This is a genomic window from Streptomyces omiyaensis (genome assembly GCF_014650895.1).
GTDB lineage: Bacteria > Actinomycetota > Actinomycetes > Streptomycetales > Streptomycetaceae > Streptomyces > Streptomyces omiyaensis.
Genome location: NZ_BMVV01000008.1, coordinates 109,696 through 126,875, shown reverse-complemented (window position 1 = coordinate 126,875; position 17,180 = coordinate 109,696). Strand labels below are relative to the sequence as shown.

The 17,180-nt window shown below is 75.3% G+C and carries 18 protein-coding genes; 10 read left to right on the top strand and 8 right to left on the bottom strand.

Translation table 11 applies throughout. The features are described from left to right. Window positions 1-30 precede the first annotated feature (30 nt). Together IE287_RS15620 and IE287_RS15615 are read left to right on the top strand one after the other, a co-directional pair. Complete coding sequence (locus IE287_RS15620) at window positions 31-1,056, top strand: phosphotransferase family protein (protein WP_189849654.1); 1,026 nt, start codon at window positions 31-33, stop codon at window positions 1,054-1,056. Window positions 1,057-1,062: 6 nt separating this feature from the next. Next, complete coding sequence (locus IE287_RS15615; protein ID WP_189849653.1) at window positions 1,063-2,277, top strand: acyl-CoA dehydrogenase family protein; 1,215 nt, start codon at window positions 1,063-1,065, stop codon at window positions 2,275-2,277. Window positions 2,278-2,281: 4 nt separating this feature from the next. On the opposite strand, the gene IE287_RS15610 is transcribed toward IE287_RS15615, so the two are convergent. Together IE287_RS15610 and IE287_RS15605 are read right to left on the bottom strand one after the other, a co-directional pair. Then, entirely contained in the window at window positions 2,282-2,875 is a 594-nt protein-coding gene (locus IE287_RS15610) for a TetR/AcrR family transcriptional regulator (protein ID WP_189849652.1), read from the bottom strand. Window positions 2,876-2,959: 84 nt separating this feature from the next. Beyond that, window positions 2,960-3,736 (bottom strand): SDR family oxidoreductase, encoded by a 777-nt coding sequence (locus IE287_RS15605; protein WP_189849651.1) that lies wholly within the window; start codon window positions 3,734-3,736, stop codon window positions 2,960-2,962. A 182-nt stretch (window positions 3,737-3,918) separates the two neighbouring features. Between IE287_RS15605 and IE287_RS15600 the strand changes: the two genes are divergently transcribed. The 4 genes from IE287_RS15600 (at window position 3,919) to IE287_RS15585 (ending at window position 8,084) form a co-directional block, all read left to right on the top strand. Beyond that, entirely contained in the window at window positions 3,919-5,157 is a 1,239-nt protein-coding gene (locus IE287_RS15600) for an exo-beta-N-acetylmuramidase NamZ family protein (protein ID WP_189849848.1), read from the top strand. Window positions 5,158-5,280: 123 nt separating this feature from the next. Then, complete coding sequence (locus IE287_RS15595) at window positions 5,281-6,477, top strand: lipase family protein (RefSeq protein WP_189849650.1); 1,197 nt, start codon at window positions 5,281-5,283, stop codon at window positions 6,475-6,477. A 129-nt stretch (window positions 6,478-6,606) separates the two neighbouring features. Next, on the top strand, window positions 6,607-7,218 hold the full coding sequence (locus IE287_RS15590) for a hypothetical protein (RefSeq protein ID WP_189849649.1): 612 nt from the start codon (window positions 6,607-6,609) through the stop codon (window positions 7,216-7,218). 143 nt (window positions 7,219-7,361) lie between these two features. Beyond that, window positions 7,362-8,084: a 3-keto-5-aminohexanoate cleavage protein gene (locus IE287_RS15585; RefSeq protein WP_189849847.1), complete on the top strand. Its 723-nt coding sequence runs from the start codon at window positions 7,362-7,364 to the stop codon at window positions 8,082-8,084. Between the two features lie 172 nt (window positions 8,085-8,256). Here IE287_RS15585 and soxR read toward each other — a convergent pair whose 3' ends face one another. Next, a complete protein-coding gene (gene soxR / locus IE287_RS15580; protein ID WP_189849648.1) occupies window positions 8,257-8,766 on the bottom strand; it encodes a redox-sensitive transcriptional activator SoxR in 510 nt (169 codons plus the stop codon). A gap of 107 nt (window positions 8,767-8,873) precedes the next feature. Between soxR and IE287_RS15575 the strand changes: the two genes are divergently transcribed. After that, window positions 8,874-9,335 (top strand): MaoC family dehydratase, encoded by a 462-nt coding sequence (locus IE287_RS15575; RefSeq protein ID WP_189849846.1) that lies wholly within the window; start codon window positions 8,874-8,876, stop codon window positions 9,333-9,335. On the opposite strand, the gene IE287_RS15570 is transcribed toward IE287_RS15575, so the two are convergent. The 3 genes from IE287_RS15570 to IE287_RS15560 form a co-directional block, all read right to left on the bottom strand. Continuing rightward, complete coding sequence (locus IE287_RS15570) at window positions 9,326-9,958, bottom strand: TetR/AcrR family transcriptional regulator (protein WP_189849647.1); 633 nt, start codon at window positions 9,956-9,958, stop codon at window positions 9,326-9,328. The genes IE287_RS15575 and IE287_RS15570 overlap by 10 nt on opposite strands. 116 nt (window positions 9,959-10,074) lie before the next feature. Next, window positions 10,075-10,365, bottom strand: a complete 291-nt coding sequence (locus IE287_RS15565) for a YiaA/YiaB family inner membrane protein (protein WP_189849646.1) — start codon at window positions 10,363-10,365, stop codon at window positions 10,075-10,077. 83 nt (window positions 10,366-10,448) lie between these two features. Beyond that, window positions 10,449-11,600, bottom strand: a complete 1,152-nt coding sequence (locus tag IE287_RS15560; RefSeq protein ID WP_189849645.1) for an acyl-CoA dehydrogenase family protein — start codon at window positions 11,598-11,600, stop codon at window positions 10,449-10,451. 67 nt (window positions 11,601-11,667) lie between these two features. Between IE287_RS15560 and IE287_RS15555 the strand changes: the two genes are divergently transcribed. The 3 genes from IE287_RS15555 (at window position 11,668) to IE287_RS15545 (ending at window position 14,311) form a co-directional block, all read left to right on the top strand. Then, window positions 11,668-12,345, top strand: coding sequence for a TetR/AcrR family transcriptional regulator (locus IE287_RS15555; RefSeq protein ID WP_189849644.1), 678 nt, complete (start codon window positions 11,668-11,670; stop codon window positions 12,343-12,345). A gap of 259 nt (window positions 12,346-12,604) precedes the next feature. Beyond that, on the top strand, window positions 12,605-13,300 hold the full coding sequence (locus IE287_RS15550; RefSeq protein WP_189849643.1) for an ArsR/SmtB family transcription factor: 696 nt from the start codon (window positions 12,605-12,607) through the stop codon (window positions 13,298-13,300). Between the two features lie 63 nt (window positions 13,301-13,363). Then, window positions 13,364-14,311 carry a DMT family transporter gene (locus IE287_RS15545; protein WP_189849642.1) on the top strand — a complete coding sequence of 316 codons (948 nt, stop codon included), beginning with the start codon at window positions 13,364-13,366 and terminating at the stop codon, window positions 14,309-14,311. Between the two features lie 185 nt (window positions 14,312-14,496). Here the strand turns inward: IE287_RS15545 and IE287_RS15540 are convergent, their stop codons facing one another. Both IE287_RS15540 and IE287_RS15535 read right to left on the bottom strand, forming a co-directional pair. Continuing rightward, complete coding sequence (locus tag IE287_RS15540) at window positions 14,497-15,576, bottom strand: zinc-binding dehydrogenase (protein WP_189849641.1); 1,080 nt, start codon at window positions 15,574-15,576, stop codon at window positions 14,497-14,499. 32 nt (window positions 15,577-15,608) lie between these two features. Further along, entirely contained in the window at window positions 15,609-17,000 is a 1,392-nt protein-coding gene (locus IE287_RS15535) for an aldehyde dehydrogenase family protein (RefSeq protein ID WP_189849845.1), read from the bottom strand. Between the last annotated feature and the right edge of the window lie 180 nt (window positions 17,001-17,180).

The window sequence follows — 17,180 nt, the reverse complement described above, 5'->3', positions numbered from 1 at the left end:
ATGCCGACCGACCGACCGGAGGTACGCCCCATGAGCCACACCGCCCCGCCACCCGGCCTCGACCCCGAGCGCCTGCGCCGCCACCTCGACCGCGAGCGGCCGGGACTGGTCGCCGGGCCCCTCGAAGCCCGGCTGATCGAGGGCGGCCGCTCCAACCTCACGTACACCGTCACCGACGGCACCGGCCGCTGGGTGGTGCGCCGCCCGCCGCTCGGCCACGTGCTCGCCACCGCGCACGACATGAAGCGGGAGCACCGCGTCATCAGCGCCCTCGGCGGGACCGCGGTGCCGGTGCCCGGCACGGTGCTGCTCTGCGAGGACGAGGAGGTGCTCGGCGCGCCCTTCTACGTGATGGAGTTCGTCGAGGGGACCCCGTACCGCTCCGCCTCCCAGCTCGCGCCGCTCGGCCCGGAGCGCACCCGCGCCGCCGTCCTCGGCCTGGTCGACACCCTCGTCGACCTGCACGCGGTGCAGCCGGAGGCCGTCGGACTGGGCGACTTCGGCCGGCCGGAGGGCTTCCTCGACCGGCAGCTGCGCCGCTGGGGCAAGCAGCTCGCCGCCTCCCGGGGACGCGAGCTGGCCGGGATCGAGGAGCTGCACGCCGCCCTCGGCCGCGCGCTGCCCGACTCCCCCGCGCCGACCGTGGTGCACGGCGACTACCGGCTCGACAACGCGCTGGTCGGCGAGGACGACCGGATCAGGGCGGTCCTGGACTGGGAGATGTCCACGCTCGGCGACCCGCTCACCGACCTGGGCCTCCTCGTCATGTACAGCACCCCGCTGGACCTGCCCGGCTCGCCGATCTCGACCACCGCGAGCGCCGCCGGCCACCCGTCCGCCGCCGAGTTGGTCGAGCGGTACGCAGCCCGCTCCGGCCGGGACGTCTCCGCCCTCTCCTGGTACACGGCCTTCGCCTGGTTCAAGCTCGCCGTGATCCTGGAGGGCATCCACTACCGCTACACCCTCGGGCAGACCGTCGGCGCCGGCTTCGACCGCATCGGCGGCCTCGTCCCCGTCTTCATCGAGCACGGCCTGACCACCCTCCAGGAAGGCTGAACCGCCATGGACTTCTCCTACGACGCCCGCACCGAGGAGCTGCGCGCCCGGCTCCTCGCCTTCATGGACGAGCACGTGTACCCGGCCGAGGCCGTCGCCGAGGAGCAGCGGACCGCGCTCGCCTCCCCGTGGGACGAGCCGCCGGTGGTGGCCGAGCTGAAGGCCGAGGCCAAGCGGCAGGGGCTGTGGAACCTCTTCCTGCCGGACGCCGGGTACGGCGCCGGGCTGACCAACCTCCAGTACGCGCCGCTCGCCGAGATCACCGGCCGCAGCCCGCAGCTCGCGCCGACCGCCCTCAACTGCGCGGCGCCGGACACCGGGAACATGGAGCTGCTCGCCCAGTTCGGCGACGAGGACCAGCGCAAGCAGTGGCTGGAGCCGCTGCTCGCGGGCGACATCCGGTCGGCCTTCGCGATGACCGAGCCGGAGGTGGCCTCCTCCGACGCCACCAACATCGAGACGCGGATCCGGCGGGACGGCGACGCCTACGTCGTCGACGGGCGCAAGTGGTACATCTCCGGGGCGATGAACCCCGACTGCAAGGTCTTCATCGTCATGGGCAAGACCGACCCGGACGGGGCGGACCCGCGCCGCCAGCAGTCGATGATCCTCGTCCCGCGCGACACCCCGGGCGTGGAGGTGCGCCGGGCGATGCGGGTGTACGGCTACGAGGACCACTACCACGGCGGCCACGCCGAGGTGGTCTTCGACGGGGTCCGGGTCCCGGCGGCGAACATCGTCGGCGAGGAGGGCGGCGGCTTCGCCATCGCCCAGGCCCGGCTCGGGCCCGGCCGCATCCACCACTGCATGCGGCTGATCGGCATGGCCGAGCGGGCCGTGGAGCTGACGTGCCGGCGGGCCGTCTCCCGCACCGCCTTCGGCAAGACCCTCGCCCGGCAGGGCGTGGTGCAGAACTGGATCGCGGACGCGCGGGTGACGATCGAGCAGCTGCGGCTGCTCGTCCTGAAGACGGCCTGGCTGATGGACACCGTCGGCAACAAGGGCGCCCACACCGAGATCCAGGCCATCAAGATCGCCACCCCGCGCGCGGTGGTGGACATCATCGACAAGGCGGTGCAGGCGCACGGCGCCGGCGGCGTCTCGCAGGACACCCCGCTCGCCGAGCTGTGGGCGGCGGCGCGGACCCTGCGGCTCGCGGACGGCCCCGACGAGGTGCACCAGCGCTCGCTGGCCCGCCGCGAGCTGAAGCGCTACCTCTGACGGCTCACGGGCGCAGCGCCCGCAGCAGGAGGTCGGCCAGGTGGTCGGCGACCTGCTGCGGGGTCAGCGGCCCGTCGGGGCGGTACCACGTGGACAGGTGGTGCACGGAGCCGAAGTGGTAGTCCACGACGAGGTCGGCGGGCGTGGCGGAGGAGAAGACGCCCGCCCGCTGGCCTTCCTCGATCAGGGCGCGGAAGCGCTCGTGGTAGCGGCGGCGCTCCGAGCGGACCTGCTTGTTCTTCTCCGGGCTCAGGTGGTGCATGGAGCGGAAGAAGATCGAGGCGTCGTCGAGGTTCTCGATGGTGGTGACGACGACGTCGGCGGCGGCGCCCCGCAGCCGCTCTTCGACGGGCGCGTCGGCGTCCGCGAAGTCGTCGAGCCGCTCCTGCTGGAGGCGGAGCACGCGCGCGTACACCTCCTGGAGGAGGTCCTCCTTGGAGCCGAAGTAGTGGTAGAGGGCGCCCTTGGTGACGCCCGCCGCCTCGACGATCTCCTGCACCGAGGTGCGGTCGTAGCCCCGCTCGGCGAAGAGCCGGGTGGCGGCGGCGAGGAGCCTCTGGGGGACGGGAGAACCGTCCCCGTCCGTCGTCCTGGCCATGCTCCGCCGCCTTCCAGCTCGCCGCCCCCGCCCCTGGCGGTCGGGGTGCCCGTCGGTAGATCTTCCCATCCGGCGCCGGGTGCGCTAGCGCGCGCCCGCCTCCCAGTGCCGCTGGAGCTTGTTCATGCCGCCGATCCAGCGCTCGGGGTCGTCCGCCCGGTTGCGGTAGTAGTCGGCCACCTCGGGGTGCGGGAGGACCAGGAAGCGGTCGGCGGCGATGGCGTCGAGGAGGGCGTCGGCGACCGCCTCGGGCTCGACGGCGGTGGGCACGAGGACCAGGTCGCCGGCCGAGCCGGTGGCGGCGAGCATGTCGGTGCGGACGCCCTGCGGGCAGATGGCGTGGACCTTCAGGCCGCGGTGGCGGTAGGTGAGGGAGAGCCATTCGGCGAAGGCGTACGCGCCGTGCTTGGAGACGCTGTAGGGGGCCGCGCCGATCATGGTGAGCAGGCCGGCGGCGGAGACGGTGGAGACGAAACGGCCGGTGCCGCGCTCCAGCCAGTCGGGGAGCAGGGCGCGGGCGGCGCGGACGTGGGCCATGACGTTGACGTCCCAGGCGGCGGCCCAGACGGCCTCGTCGGCGAAGGCGTCGCCGCCGGAGCCGAGTCCGGCGTTGGCGCACCAGACGTCGACGGTGCCGCCGAGGGCGTCGCGGGCCTCGTCGACGATCGCGGAGGCGTCGCCGGCGACGGCGACGGCGCCGATCTCCGCGGCGACGGCCCCGGCCCGGGCGGCGTCGAGGTCGTTGACGACGACGCGGGCGCCTTCGGCGGCGAAGCGCCGGGCGAGGGCGGCGCCGATGCCGCCGCCCGCTCCGGTGACGACGACGGCGGCGCCCCGGAGCTCGTGCGTGGCCGCGTTCATGGACCCCTCCAGATGGTTCGGCTCACAGTCCCGTGCCGCCGGGGTTCCGGCGACACCGGGCAGACTAACCGGTCGGTATGGCCGGTGGAAGACCCGGAGGAGCGGCGCGCCCGCACCGCACGCCTCGTTCCCCCGGGCCGCCGGGAGCGCTAGCCTGCGTGCCCATGTCACGCATGAGGCGGATGAAGCTGTCGCGTCGGAGCCTGCTGGCCGCCGGAGGGGCGCTGGCCGTGACGGCCGCCCCGGCCGCGGCCGACCCGGGACGGGCACGCGCGCGCGTACGGACCGGATTCGAGCGGCTGGCGGCGGACGGGTACGCCCTCCTGGCCGGCGAACGGGTCGGCGTCGTCACCAACCCGACCGGGATCACCGCGGACGCCCGGCACCTGGTGGACGTGATGCACGCCGACGAACGGGTGGACCTGGTGGCCGTCTTCGGCCCCGAGCACGGCTTCCGGGGCACCGCGCAGGCGGGCGGCTCGGAGGGCCGGCACGACGACCCGGCGACCGGGCTGCCGGTCTACGACACGTACCTGAAGAGCGGGCGGGCGCTGGCGGACGTCTTCACCGCCTCCGGCGTCGACACGGTCGTCTTCGACATCCAGGACGCGGGCGCCCGCTTCTACACCTACATCTGGACGCTCTACGACTGCATGGTGGCGGCGGAGCTGGCCGGGAAGCGGTTCGTGGTCCTGGACCGGCCGAACCCGGTGAGCGGCCGGGCGGCCCTCGGACCCGTCCTGGACCGGGCCTTCGCGACCTTCGTCGGGCGCGAGCCCATCGCGCAGGCGCACGGGATGACGGTGGCGGAGCTGGCACTGCTCTTCAACGCCGCCTTCCTGGCCCGGCCGGTGGAGCTGGAGACCGTGCGGATGACGGGCTGGCGGCGGTCGGACTTCTTCGACGCCACCGGGCTCCCGTGGGTGCCGCCGAGCCCGAACATGCCGACCCCGGAGACGGCGCTCGTCTACGCGGGCACCTGCCTCTTCGAGGGCACCAACCTGTCCGAGGGCCGGGGCACCACCCGCCCCTTCGAGCTGCTCGGCGCGGAGGGCGTCGACCGGCGGTGGGCGCGGGCCGCGAACGCCCTGGAGCTGCCCGGGGTCCGCTTCCGCGAGGCGTACTTCGCCCCGACCTTCTCCAAGTTCCAGGGCCGCACGGTCGGCGGCGTGCAGCTGCACGTCCACGACCGGGAGGCCTTCGACCCGGTCCGCACCGGGATCGCCCTCCTGGTCACCGCCCGCTCCTCCTGGTCCGGCTTCGCCTGGCGCCCCGACCACTGGATCGACAAGCTGACCGGATCGACCCGGGTCCGCACCCTCGTCGACGCCGGCGCGGACACCGACGAGGTGGTGGGCGCCTGGGCCGGGGACCTGGCCGCCTTCCGCGCGGTGCGGCGGGAGCACCTGCTGTACCGGTGAGGGGTTGCGGTCCGGACACGGAGGTCTGAGCGTGGCCGGATCCGGGCATGCTGCCCGGGGGTCGCGGGACGGGGCCCCCTGGGCGTTTCCTCGACGGGGAGGGACGGGCGTGCCGTGAGCGGGATGAGTGTGGATCCGTACCGGGAGATCGTCTTCGACAGGGACGGGGACGGTCCGGCCGGACAGGCGGCCGAGCTGGTCGCGCTGGCACGACGGGGGGTGACGGATCTCGTGGTGTTCGCGCACGGGTGGAACAACTCCCCCTCCGGCGCGACCCGGCTGTACGCGGACTTCTTCGCGCCCTTCCCGGAGCTGCTGGCGCCGGGCGTGGAGGCCGGGTACGCGGGGGTCGTCTGGCCCTCGATGATGTTCACGGACGAGCCGGTGCCGGACTTCCGGGCCCTGGTGACGACGCTGCCGGAGAAGGAGCGGGCGGTCGTCCGGCTCACCGAGCTCCTGGCCCTCGCGCCGCCCGAGGAGGCGGCGTTCGCGGAGTTCGGGGCGCTGCTGCGGGAGCTGGCGGACGTGGACGGCGCGGGGTTCGCCGCGGACGGCCCGGTGCCGGACTTCCTGCTGGCCGACCCGGTGGAGACCTGCGCCCTGTTCACCGGGGCGCTGGAGGCCGCCGCGCCGCGGGCGCTGCCCGGGGACGGGCTCGGCGGCCTGTGGAAGGGCGGCCGGGAGGCGCTGCGGCAGGCCGCCTACTACGTGATGAAGAAGCGGGCGGGGCGGGTGGGCGAGCGCGGGCTCGGACCGCTCCTCGCGGAGGTGGCGCGGGCCGCGCCGGGACTGCGGGTGCACCTGGTGGGGCACAGCATGGGCGCCCGGCTCGTGGCGTACTCGCTGCGCGGGCTGCCGGGCGCGCTGCGGCCGGTCCGGTCGATGACGCTGCTCCAGGGGGCCTTCTCGCACTACGCGTTCGCGGCCCGGCTGCCGCACGACCCGGGCCGGCCGGGGGCGCTGCGGGACATGCAGCTGCGGGTGCGGGGACCGGTGGTGGCCTGCCATTCGCGGCACGACGCCGCGCTCGGGGTGATGTACCCGCTGGCCTCCCGGGCGGCCCGGGACTCGGCCTCCTTCGCGGAGCCGCTGGGGAGGGCGGTGGCGCGCGACCCGCGGTGGGGGGCGATCGGCTGGGACGGGGTCCAGGGCGTTCCGGGCTCGGCGCGGCGCACGCTGGCGACGGTGCTGCGGGACGGGGTTCCGGCCTCGGGCTGCGTGAGCGTCGACGTGGCGGAGGCGGTCCGCTCGCACGGCGACGTCCGGCGGCCCGAGCTGGCAGGAGTCGTGGTCTCGGCGGCCCGGATCGGCCGCCGGTAGGCCCCGCGCGGGTGGCGAGTTCCCGCCAACGCGGGGGGCGTTCCGCCTCCGGGCGGAACACGGCGGCGCCGCCGTTCGTCCCTCTGGTACCGCGGATGCGCGATGGACCAGCGACGGAGGTGGCGAGCGATGGCCGGTTTCCGGAGTCTCGCGAGACAGGTGCGTGATCAGGGTTGCGACACGGCACTGCGCAGGTACTCCCTGCGCAAGTGCCTGGAGCGGTTCGCTCCCTACGGGCACCGGGCGACCTGGGACCACCTGTGCCGCAGGCACGGGTTCGGACCCGACGACCGGGAGCTCGATCCGGTGCGGCTGGTGGCCGCACTGGACGAGCTGGAGGAGGCGCGGGCCGTCTGGCTCGCGTACGAGGAGGAGTTCGCGGCCAGGCGCCGGCGCGAGAAGCACGGCGGGCTGCGCGCCCTGGGCGCGGTCGACGACTGGCACCGGGACGTGTGGGGCGGCAACGGCGTGGTGCGGTGCGGCGATCCGGCCGTCCACCCGACCGATCCGCTGCCGGAGGTGGTACGGCGGCTGGTGACGGCCCTGGAGGACGGCCCGGGCGAGGCGTGCCCGGTCTGCGCGGGGACACGGCTCGCGTGGGGCGGCGTCCCCGGGGACGAGGAGTGGTACGGCCCGGTGTGCGCGGACTGCGGCGTCGAGGTGCCCCGTGCGGTGCTCACCCCGGGAGCCCTGGCCCGGGCCCGCGCGACACGCAGCCGCCCGCTGGTCCCGGCGGCGTGACGGGGCGGCGCACCCCCCTGCCGCGGGAGACGGGCGCGGCGGCGCGGTCCGCCGGCCTCGGTGACCTGACCGGACGGCGTGGCCCCCTGTCCCGCGCGGCGGGCACGGCGGTGCGGTCCGCCGTGACCGGGCGGCGGGGCCCCCTGCTGCAGGCGGCGCTCAACGGCACTCGGGGGTCCGGGGAGTCGGCGGTGGTGCCGCGGGATCCGGCGGCGCTCGCCGAGGCCGCGGCGGACGCGGTGGCGGCAGGGGCGCACGAGGTGCGGATCCGGCCCCGGACGCCCTGCGGCGGCGGTTCCCTGTCGCCCCGGGTGGTGGGACCCGCGCTGACGGCGCTGCGGGAGCGCGTCCGCGTACCGGTGGCGGTGCCGGCGGACGCGTGGGCCGAGCCCGACCCGGAGCGCCGGGTCGCGCGGGTCCGCTCCTGGGAGACGCTCCCCGACCTGGCCTGGGTGGCCTGGCACGAGCCCGGCGCCGAGGAGACGGCGGCGGCGCTCCTGGACCGCGGGGTGGCGGTGGAGGCGGGCCTGCGCCCCGGCACCGCGGGCCCGGCCCTCTTCGCCCGTTCCCCCCTCGCGCTCCGGGTCCGGCGGGTCGCGGCGGAGGTCCCGGAGGCGGCCGGGCGGGGCACGGAGACGGAGGCGTGGCCGCGCGCGCTCGCGGCCGGGAGCGGGGTGCCCCTGCTGGTGCACGGGGTCGGGGCGACGGCCTGGCCGGTGCTGCGGCTGGCCCGGGAGCTGGGCGCTGCCGGGCGGATCGGCCTGGAGGACAGCCTGGTCCTCCCGGACGGCACCCGCGCCCGGTCCACCGCCGAACAGGTGCGGGCGGCGCTGGCGGACCCGTGGGGCCCGTCCGGTCGGGCCTGAACGGCTTGAACGGCCTGAACGGAACGAGGGGGGGCGGAACGTACCGGCTCCTCACCGACGCGAACCGATGAGAACGAGAACGGGCGGACCGCGCCGGACCGCTCCCGATCCGCCCTGATCGGGTCCGATCGGACCTGATCGGACCCGATCGGCCCGGTCCGCAGCGCGCGGTCTAGGTGTCGTCCCGGTCGGCCGCGCCCCGCTCCGCGTCGCCCCGCTCGGCGTCGCGGCGCAGCGGCAGCAGCCGGGAGCCGGCCATGCGCTCGCCGAAGACGTCGTCGGGGTTGGACAGGACGCAGGTCTCCAGGGAGAGGCAGCCGCAGCCGATGCAGTCCGTCAGGTGGTCGCGGAGCCGTCCGAGCTGCTTGATGCGGTCGTCGAGTTCGGACCGCCAGGTCGCGGAGAGCCGGGACCAGTCCTCGCGGGTCGGGGTGCGCTCCTCGGGCAGTGCGGAGAGGGCGTCCCGGATGGTGGCGAGGGGGATGCCGACGCGCTGGGCGGCACGGATGAAGGCGACCCGGCGGAGCGCGTCGCGGCCGTAACGGCGCTGGTTGCCGGCGGTGCGGCGGCTGCCGATGAGCCCCTTCGCCTCGTAGAAGTGGAGGGCGGAGACGGCCGCCCCGCTGCGGGCGGAGAGCTGGCCGACGGTGAGCTCGTGGATCTTCTCTGGAATCTGCGGCACCCGCGGAACCCTACTGGTCCGTTGACAGCGCGACCCCCACCCCACATGCTGAGCAAGCGCTTAGATACAGACCGTTGGGTATGTCGTACGAGAAGGGACCGAGGAACATGGCCGAGCCGAGGATCTTCACCTCCGCCGAGGAGCTGCGCGCGGGGGTCGGCGAGCAGCTGGGGCACAGCGACTGGCTGGAGGTCGACCAGAAGAGGATCGACCTCTTCGCCGACGCCACCGGCGACCACCAGTGGATCCACGTCGACCCCGAGCGCGCCGCCTCCGGCCCCTTCGGCTCGACGATCGCGCACGGCTACCTGACCCTCTCCCTGCTGCCGCTGTTCGTGCCGCAGGTGCTGCGGGTCGAGGGCATGAAGATGGGCCTCAACTACGGCACGGAGAAGGTCCGCTTCCCCGCGCCGGTGCCGGTCGGTTCGCGACTGCGCGCCACCGCGGTCCTCACCCGGGTGGAGGAGGCGGGCGGCGGGGTGCAGGTCACCGCGAAGGTGACCGTGGAGCGCGAGGGCGGCGACAAGCCGGTCTGCGTCGCCGAGTCGGTCTCCCGCTACTACTTCTGAGCCCGGTACCCCACCATGCGGAGCACGAGGTCGGCGTAGAACGCGCCGACCTCGTCCGGCGTCCTGCGCCCCTGGACGTTGAACCAGCGGGCCACGTCGATGCAGAGCGAGAGCACGGCGACGGTGGTGCCGGACGGGTCCGCCACGTCGAACTCGCCGGCCGCCACGCCCTCCTCGATGATCCGGCGCACGGTGGCCTCGGTCTCCCGGCGCAGCTCCACGATCTCGGCGCGGTGCTCGGGGCCGAGCGCGTCCAGCTCGTACTGGACGACCCGGGCGGTCGTGTGGCGCTCGGCGTGCCAGCGCACGAAGGAGCGGACGGCGTCGGCGAGCCGGTCGGAGGCGGCGCCCTCCCGCAGCTCGGCGGCCCGGAGGATCTCCAGGGCCCGGTCGTGGCCGATCCGGCTGATCCGGTGGAGCAGCTCTTCCTTGGTCTTGTAGTGGATGTAGAGCGCGGCCGGGCTCATGCCGGCGCGGCCGGCGATGTCGCGGGTGGTGGTGGCGTGGTACCCGCGCTCGGCGAACGCCTCGACGGCCGCGACCAGCAGCCTCCGGGCGGCCTCGGGTGCGACCTCGCCCCAGGCCACGTCCTCGCCGCCGGGCGTCTGCTCCGCCGTGCTCATCCCACACTCCTCCTCGGACCGGTCAGGACGAACACCATACAACGAAGCTGAGCAAGCGCTTAGATCTCGGGGCGTCCGAGGCACCCGGGAGCGCGGGGCGCCCGGGGAGCGCGGGTTCAGAGCTTCTGCTGGAAGGGGTCGTGCTCGGCGAGGAGCTTCTCCAGGCGGGCCTGGTCCACCCGGCTGACGATCCGCTCGGACTCCTGCCGGTCGCGGACCACCTTGGCGAGGGTGAAGGCGGAGGTGGTGAGGTAGAGGACGGAGACGGCGAGGAAGGCCCGCACCCAGGCGCTCGCCTCCAGCTGGTAGATCCCGATGGCGACGGCCGCGAGGGCGATCGCGAAGGAGATGACGGCCTGCGCGTGGTACGCGTTCGTGTTCTGCTGCTTGACCTGTGACTCGCTCATGCGCACAGCATCGGGCGGATGTGGCCTCCGCCACATCCGCCCGGATACTCACCGCCGTACTCAGTCCCGCACCGCGCGGATGCTCAGAAGGCGGAGACGCCGGTGAGCGCCCGGCCGATGATGAGCTTCTGGATCTGGCTGGTGCCCTCGTAGAGGGTCATCACCCGGGCGTCCCTCAGCAGCTTGCCGACGGGGTACTCGTCGATGTAGCCGTAGCCGCCGAAGACCTGGAGGGCGTTGTTGGCGCAGCGGACGGCGGCCTCGGAGGCGTACAGCTTGGCCTGGGAGGCGGCGGTGGCGAACTCCTGGCCCCGGTCGATCAGATCGGCCACCCGCCAGGTCAGCAGCCGGGCCGCGTCCACGTCGACGGCGATGTCGCTGAGGAGCTCCTGCACCAGCTGGTACGAGGCGATGGGCTTGCCGAACTGCTCGCGCTCCCCCGCGTACCGCACGGCGGCGTCGAGCGCCGCCTGGGCGATGCCGACGCAGCCGGCCGCCACCGACATGCGGCCCTTGGCGAGGGCGGACACGGCCACGGAGAAGCCCTTCCCCTCGGGGCCGAGCATCGCGGAGGCCGGGACGCGCACCCCCTCCAGGGCGAGTTCGGCGGTGGCCTGGCCGCGCAGGCCGAGCTTGCCGTGGACGGTGCGGCGGGTGAGGCCGGGGGCGTCGGCGGGGACGAGGAAGGCCGAGACGCCCTTGTGGCCGGGGGCGCCGCCGGTCCGCGCGAAGAGCAGGACGACGTCGGCCCAGGTGCCGTTGGTGATGAACATCTTGGCGCCGTCGATCACGTAGTCGTCGCCGTCGCGGACCGCCCGGGTGGCGAGGCCGCCCGCGTCGGAGCCGGTGCCGGGCTCGGTGAGGCCGAAGCAGCCGAGGGCGTCGCCGGAGGCGAGCCGGGGCAGCCAGGCCCGCTTCTGCTCCTCGGTGCCCCACGCTGCGATGGTCTTGGCGACGAGGCCGAGGGAGACGGAGACGATGCCGCGCACGGAGGAGTCGCCGCGCCCCAGCTCCTCGGTGACGAGGCAGTAGGCGAGGTGGTCGCCGCCCGAGCCGCCGTACTCCTCGGGGAGGGTGAGCCCGAGGAAGCCGACGGCGCCGAGCTTCTTCACGATGCCCCGGTCCACCTCCTCCGCACGGTCCCACGCGACGACGTGCGGGGCGACCTCGCGGGCGACGAAGTCCTCGGCGAGCCGCCGTACGTCCTGCTGCTCCTCGCTCAGCGCCAGATCCACGGTGCCACCTCACCCATCCCTTTAATTACCACTGCTAGTTTTATTGGTGCGGCTTACTATGTGCGCCATGGCCCGACCGCGCAAGCCCCTGCTCAGCCGAGACCGCATCGTGGAGACGGCGGGCGCCCTCGTGGACGCGGAAGGCCTGGCCGCCCTCTCCACCCGGCGGCTCGCGGCCGAGCTCGGGGTGAGCGGGCCCTCGCTCTACAACCACTTCCGCACCAAGGACGAGATCCTGGACGCCGTCGCGGACGCGGTGAGCGCCAAGATCGACCTGTCGATGTTCGCGCCCGGCGACCCCCGCGACTGGCGCACCGCCCTGCACGACTGGGCGCTCTCCTACCGGGCCGCCCTCGCCGACCATCCGCACATCGTCCCGGTCCTCGCCCAGGGGCCGGGCCGCCGCCCCGCGGGTCTCAGGCTCGCCGACGCGGTCTTCGGCGCGATGGTGCGGGCCGGCTGGCCGCCCGCGCAGGCCACCCACATCGGCGCCCTCATGCGGTACTTCGTCACCGGCTCGGCCCTCGGCTCCTTCGCGCGCGGCTTCGTCGACGACGAGACCGCCTACGACCCCGCCGACTACCCTCACCTCGGCCAGGCGCACCTCCTCGCCGAGCACCGCGAGAAGGTCGACGAGGGCGCCTTCGCCACGGGCCTGCGCGCCCTCCTGGACGGCCTGGGGGCGCAGTACGAGCGCGAGGTGCAGGGAGCCCGGGCGGGGCACGGCACGGAACGGAGCGCGTGACGGCGCCTTGAGGGGGTGAGGGCGCCGTGAGCGGGTGAGGGCGCCGTGAGCGGGTGACGGGTGCGTCCTCCCGGCCCGGCGGCGGGTCCCGGCCCAGCGGCGGGTCCCGGCCCAGCGGCGGGTGCAGAGCGTGGCGGCGGGTGCAGAGCGTGGCCGGGGCTTCCCGACGGGCGGGGGTTTCCCGTCGGGCGCTTCCCGCCGGACGCTTCCGGCCGACGTTTCGGGCCGTGCCGAAAGGTGCGTGGGGGATGCTGGCCCCATGGGAGCCAGAGACCTCGCCGCGTTCGCGGCGCTCTTCGCGGACGAGAGCCGGGCCACGATGCTGCTCGCCCTGCTCGACGGACGGGCCTGGACCGCCGGGGAACTCGCCCGCCACGCGCGCGTGGCACCGTCCACCGCGACGGGGCACCTGGGGAGGCTGGTCGCGGGCGGGGTGCTCACCGAGGAGCGGCAGGGCCGGCACCGGTACGTGCGGCTCGCCGGGCCCGCGGTCGCGCAGCTCGTGGAGGAGCTCGCCGGGCTCGCCGGCCCCGGCCCGGACGAGGCGCCCCGGTCGCTGGCGGCCGCGAGCGCGGGGCGCGCCATGGCCCGGGGCCGCACCTGCTACGACCACCTCGCCGGGCGGCTCGGGATCACCGTCACCGACGCGCTGACCACCCGCGGGCTGCTGCGCCAGGACACCGGCTTCGCGCTCACGGACCGGGGCCTGGAGTGGTTCGCGGACCTCGGCATCGCCCTCGTGCCGAAGGGGCGGCGGCCGCTCGCGCGTGGCTGCCTCGACTGGACCGAGCGCCGGCCGCACCTCGCCGGGCGGGCGGGCGCGGCGCTCTGCGCGCACGCCCTGGAGGCGGGGTGGTGCGTGCGGATCGGGTCCGGGCGGGCGGTGAAGGTCACCCCGGCCGGCGAGACGGCCCTCCGGCACGTCCTCGGGATCGAGGCGGACGCGCTGCGCTGAGGGGCGCGGGGGTGCGGCGATATTGCGGTGTGCGACGAAGGGTGGGGGTCCTACCGTCGGGGCATGCCGAAATCCGTCTCCCCCGCCCGTCTCGCGCTCGCCGCGGCCGGCGTCACCGTCGTCCTGTGGGCGTCCGCCTTCGTCTCCATCCGCAGCGCCGGGGCCGCCTACTCCCCCGGCGCGCTCGCCCTCGGGCGGCTGCTCGCCGGAGCGCTGGTCCTCGGCGCCGTGCTGCTGGTCCGGCGCGAGGGGCTGCCGCCCCGGGCAGCCTGGCCGGGGATCCTCGTCTCCGGGCTGCTCTGGTTCGGGGTCTACATGGTGGTGCTGAACTGGGGCGAGCAGGAGGTGGACGCCGGAACGGCCGCGATGCTGGTGAACGTCGGACCCCTCCTGATCGCCCTGCTCGGGGCCCGTTTCCTCGGGGAGCGGATGGGGCCACGACTGCTGGCCGGCATGGCGGTGTCCTTCGCGGGCGCGGTGGCCGTGGGGCTGTCGATGTCCGGCGAGGACGGACACGCCTCGGTGCTGGGCGTCGGGCTCTGCCTGCTGGCCGCGGTGGCGTACGCGGGCGGGGTGGTGGCGCAGAAGCCGGCGCTGGCCCACGCGAGCGCGCTCCAGGTGACGGCCTTCGGCTGCGCGATCGGCGCCGCCGCCTGCCTGCCGTTCGCCGGACAACTGGTGGCGGAGGCCTCGCGGGCGCCGCTGTCGGCGACCGCGAACATGGTCTACCTCGGGGTGTTCCCGACCGCGCTCGCCTTCACGACCTGGGCGTACGCGCTGGCGCGGACGACCGCGGGCCGGATGGGCGCGACCACCTACGCCGTGCCCGCCCTGGTGGTCCTGATGGCCTGGGCGCTCCTCGGCGAGCTGCCCGGGGCGCTGACGCTGGCGGGCGGCGCGCTGTGCCTGGCGGGGGTGGCGGTCTCCCGGTCCCGGCCCCGCGCCTCCGCTCCCCCGGCGCCGGGACCGGACGCCGGCCGGAAGGAGGCCGCGGGCGAACGCCACCGGTGAGGGGCGGTCCCCGGTCCGCCGGCGGGCATCCGGGCCGGAGGGGAAGCGGGCCGGAGGGGAAGCGGGCCGGAGGGGAAGCGGGCCGGAGGGGAAGCGGGCCGGAGGGGAAGCGGGCCGGAGGGGAAGCGGGCCGGTGCGAGCCTCACCGGCTCGCACCGGGCCCCACCGGCTCGCCCCTCCTCCGGTCAGAAGACGACGAGGGCGCGGCCGCCCTTGCCCGCGAGCATGGCGTCGAAGGCGCCGGGGATGCCGTCCAGGGTGATCCGCTCGGTGACGAGCGCGCCCAGGTCGAAGGCGCCGTCCCGGATGTGGGCGGCGATGACGGGCAGGTCCGCGGCCGGGTCCGAGTTGCCGTACACGCAGCCGGAGAGGGTACGGCCCCAGTGGAAGATCTCCAGCGCGTGGAAGGAGACCTGCTGGTCCTTGCCGCCGATGCCGACGACGGTGGTGCGGCCGCCGCGCCGGGTGGACTCCCAGGCGGTCCGGATGGTCACGGCGCGGCCCACGCACTCCACGGCCACGTCGACGCCGTGACCGCCGGTCAGCTTCCGGATCTCGCGGGCGGTGTTCTCCGAGGCGACCACGTACGCGGTGGCCCCGGCGGCCCGGGCCAGCTCCTCCTTCTCCGGGGAGACGTCCACGGCGACGACGGCGGACGCCCCGGCGATCCGGGCGGCCTGGAGGGTGGCGAGCCCGACGCCGCCGACGCCGAAGACGGCGACGGTCTCGCCCGCCCGGACCCGGGCGGAGTGGTGCACGGCGCCCCAGCCGGTGAGGACCGCGCAGCCGAGCAGGGCCGCGTCGGCGAGCGGTACGCCCTCCGGCACGGGCAGGACGCAGGGGGCGGCGACGACCGTCTCCTCCGCGAAGGCGCCCACGTTGAGCCCCGGGTGCAGCTCGCGCCCGTCGGCGGCGCGGGCGTGCACGTTCGCCGCGCCGTTCAGGGCGTTGACGCAGAGCCACACCTCGCCGAGCGAGCAGGGGTGACAGGTGCCGCAGGACGGCGCCCAGTTGAGGACCACCCCGTCGCCGGGGGCGACGTGCGTGACGCCCTCGCCGACGGAGACGACGGTGCCCGAGCCCTCGTGGCCGAGGACGGCCGGTACGGGAAGGCGCATGGTGCCGTCGGTGAGCGAGAGGTCGGAGTGGCACACGCCGGCGGCGGTGAGCCGGATCCGGACCTGGCCGGGGCCGGGCTCGGGCAGTTCGATGCCGGTGATCTCCAGCGGGGCACCGACGGCGGGCAGGACGGCGGCACGGATCACGGGTGTCTCCTTACTGCGGGCGGGTCGGGGGCTCAGAACTGGAGGGACTTGGTCTGGAGGTACTCGGCCAGGCCGTGCGCGCCGAGCTCGCGGCCGACGCCGGAGCGCTTCCACCCGCCGAAGGGGGCGAGCGGGTTGAACCGGCCGCCGTTGATGTCGACCTGGCCGGTCTCCATGCGGCGGGCGAAGGCGACGGCCTCGTCCTCCTCGCCCCAGACGGCGCCGGCGAGACCGTACTCGGTGCCGTTGGCGATCGCGAGGGCCTCCTCCTCGTCCTCGTAGCGGAGGATCGAGAGGACCGGGCCGAAGATCTCCTCCCGGGCGATGGTCATGTCGGGGGTGACGTCGGCGAAGACCGTCGGGGAGACGTAGTAGCCGGTCTCCAGCGGCGCCTCGGGGCCGCCGGCGACGAGCCGGGCGCCCTCCTCGACGCCCCGCTCGATGTAGCCGCGGACCCGGTCGCGCTGGCGGGCGCTGACCAGCGGGCCGAGGCGCTCGCCGGGGACGTACTTGGCGGCGGCCTCGGCGGCGAGGGCGACGGCCTCCTCGTACCGCTCGGCGGGTACCAGCATCCGGGTCCACGCGCTGCACGTCTGGCCGGAGTTGGACATGACGTTGGCGACGCCGACGGCGACGGCCCTGGCGAGGTCGGCGCCGGGCAGGATCACGTTGGCGGACTTGCCGCCGAGTTCGAGGGCGACCCGCTTCACGGCGCCGCCGGCGAGGGCGCCGATGCCGCTGCCGACGGCGGTGGAGCCGGTGAAGGAGACGAGGTCGACGCCGGGGTGCTCGGCGAGGGCCCGGCCGGCGACCGCGCCGACGCCGGTGACGAGGTTGAAGACGCCCGCGGGGAGGCCCGCCTCGTGGACGACCTCGGCGAAGAGCTGGGCGGTGAGCGGGGTGTCCTCGGCGGGCTTGAGGACGGTGACGCAGCCGGCGGCGAGGGCCGGGGCGACCTTGGCGACGATCTGGTGGAGGGGGTAGTTCCAGGGCGTGATGGCCGCGACGACGCCGACCGGCTCCGCGTAGACGGTGGAGTTGCCGACCTTCTCCACGAAGGGGTGCGTGGCGGCGAGTTCGGCGTAGGTGCCGGCCACCGCGACCGGCAGTCCGGCGTGGACCGAGGCGGCGAGCTTCGGCGGGGCGCCCAGCTCGGCCGTGACGGTGGCGGCGATCTCCTCGGCACGGGCGGCGAGCGCGTCGCGCAGGGCGGCGATCCGGGCGGCCCGCTCGGCGGGCGGGGTGGCCGACCAGCCGGGGAGCGCGGCGCGCGCGGCGCGCACGGCGGCGTCGACGTCCTCGGCGGTGCCGGCCGGGACGTGGGCGATGACCTGCTCGGTGGCGGGATCGACCACGGGGATCGTCTCGGAGGAGGCCGCGGGGCGCCACTCCCCACCGATGTACATCGCGTCGTGGGCCTTCATCAGCTTCCCCATTCCCGGTCCGCTCGACCGCTCGCCTGCGGCGGGCCGCTCCGCGCGGCCCGCCGCCCCAAACTAGCGCTGTTAGTTTTAGGGCGCCAGGGCCTGTCGGAGTGGGGCGGATCTCATCGCCCGGGGAGGGCCCCGGAAGAACCTCGGGAGAACCCGGGAAGAGCCGGGGGG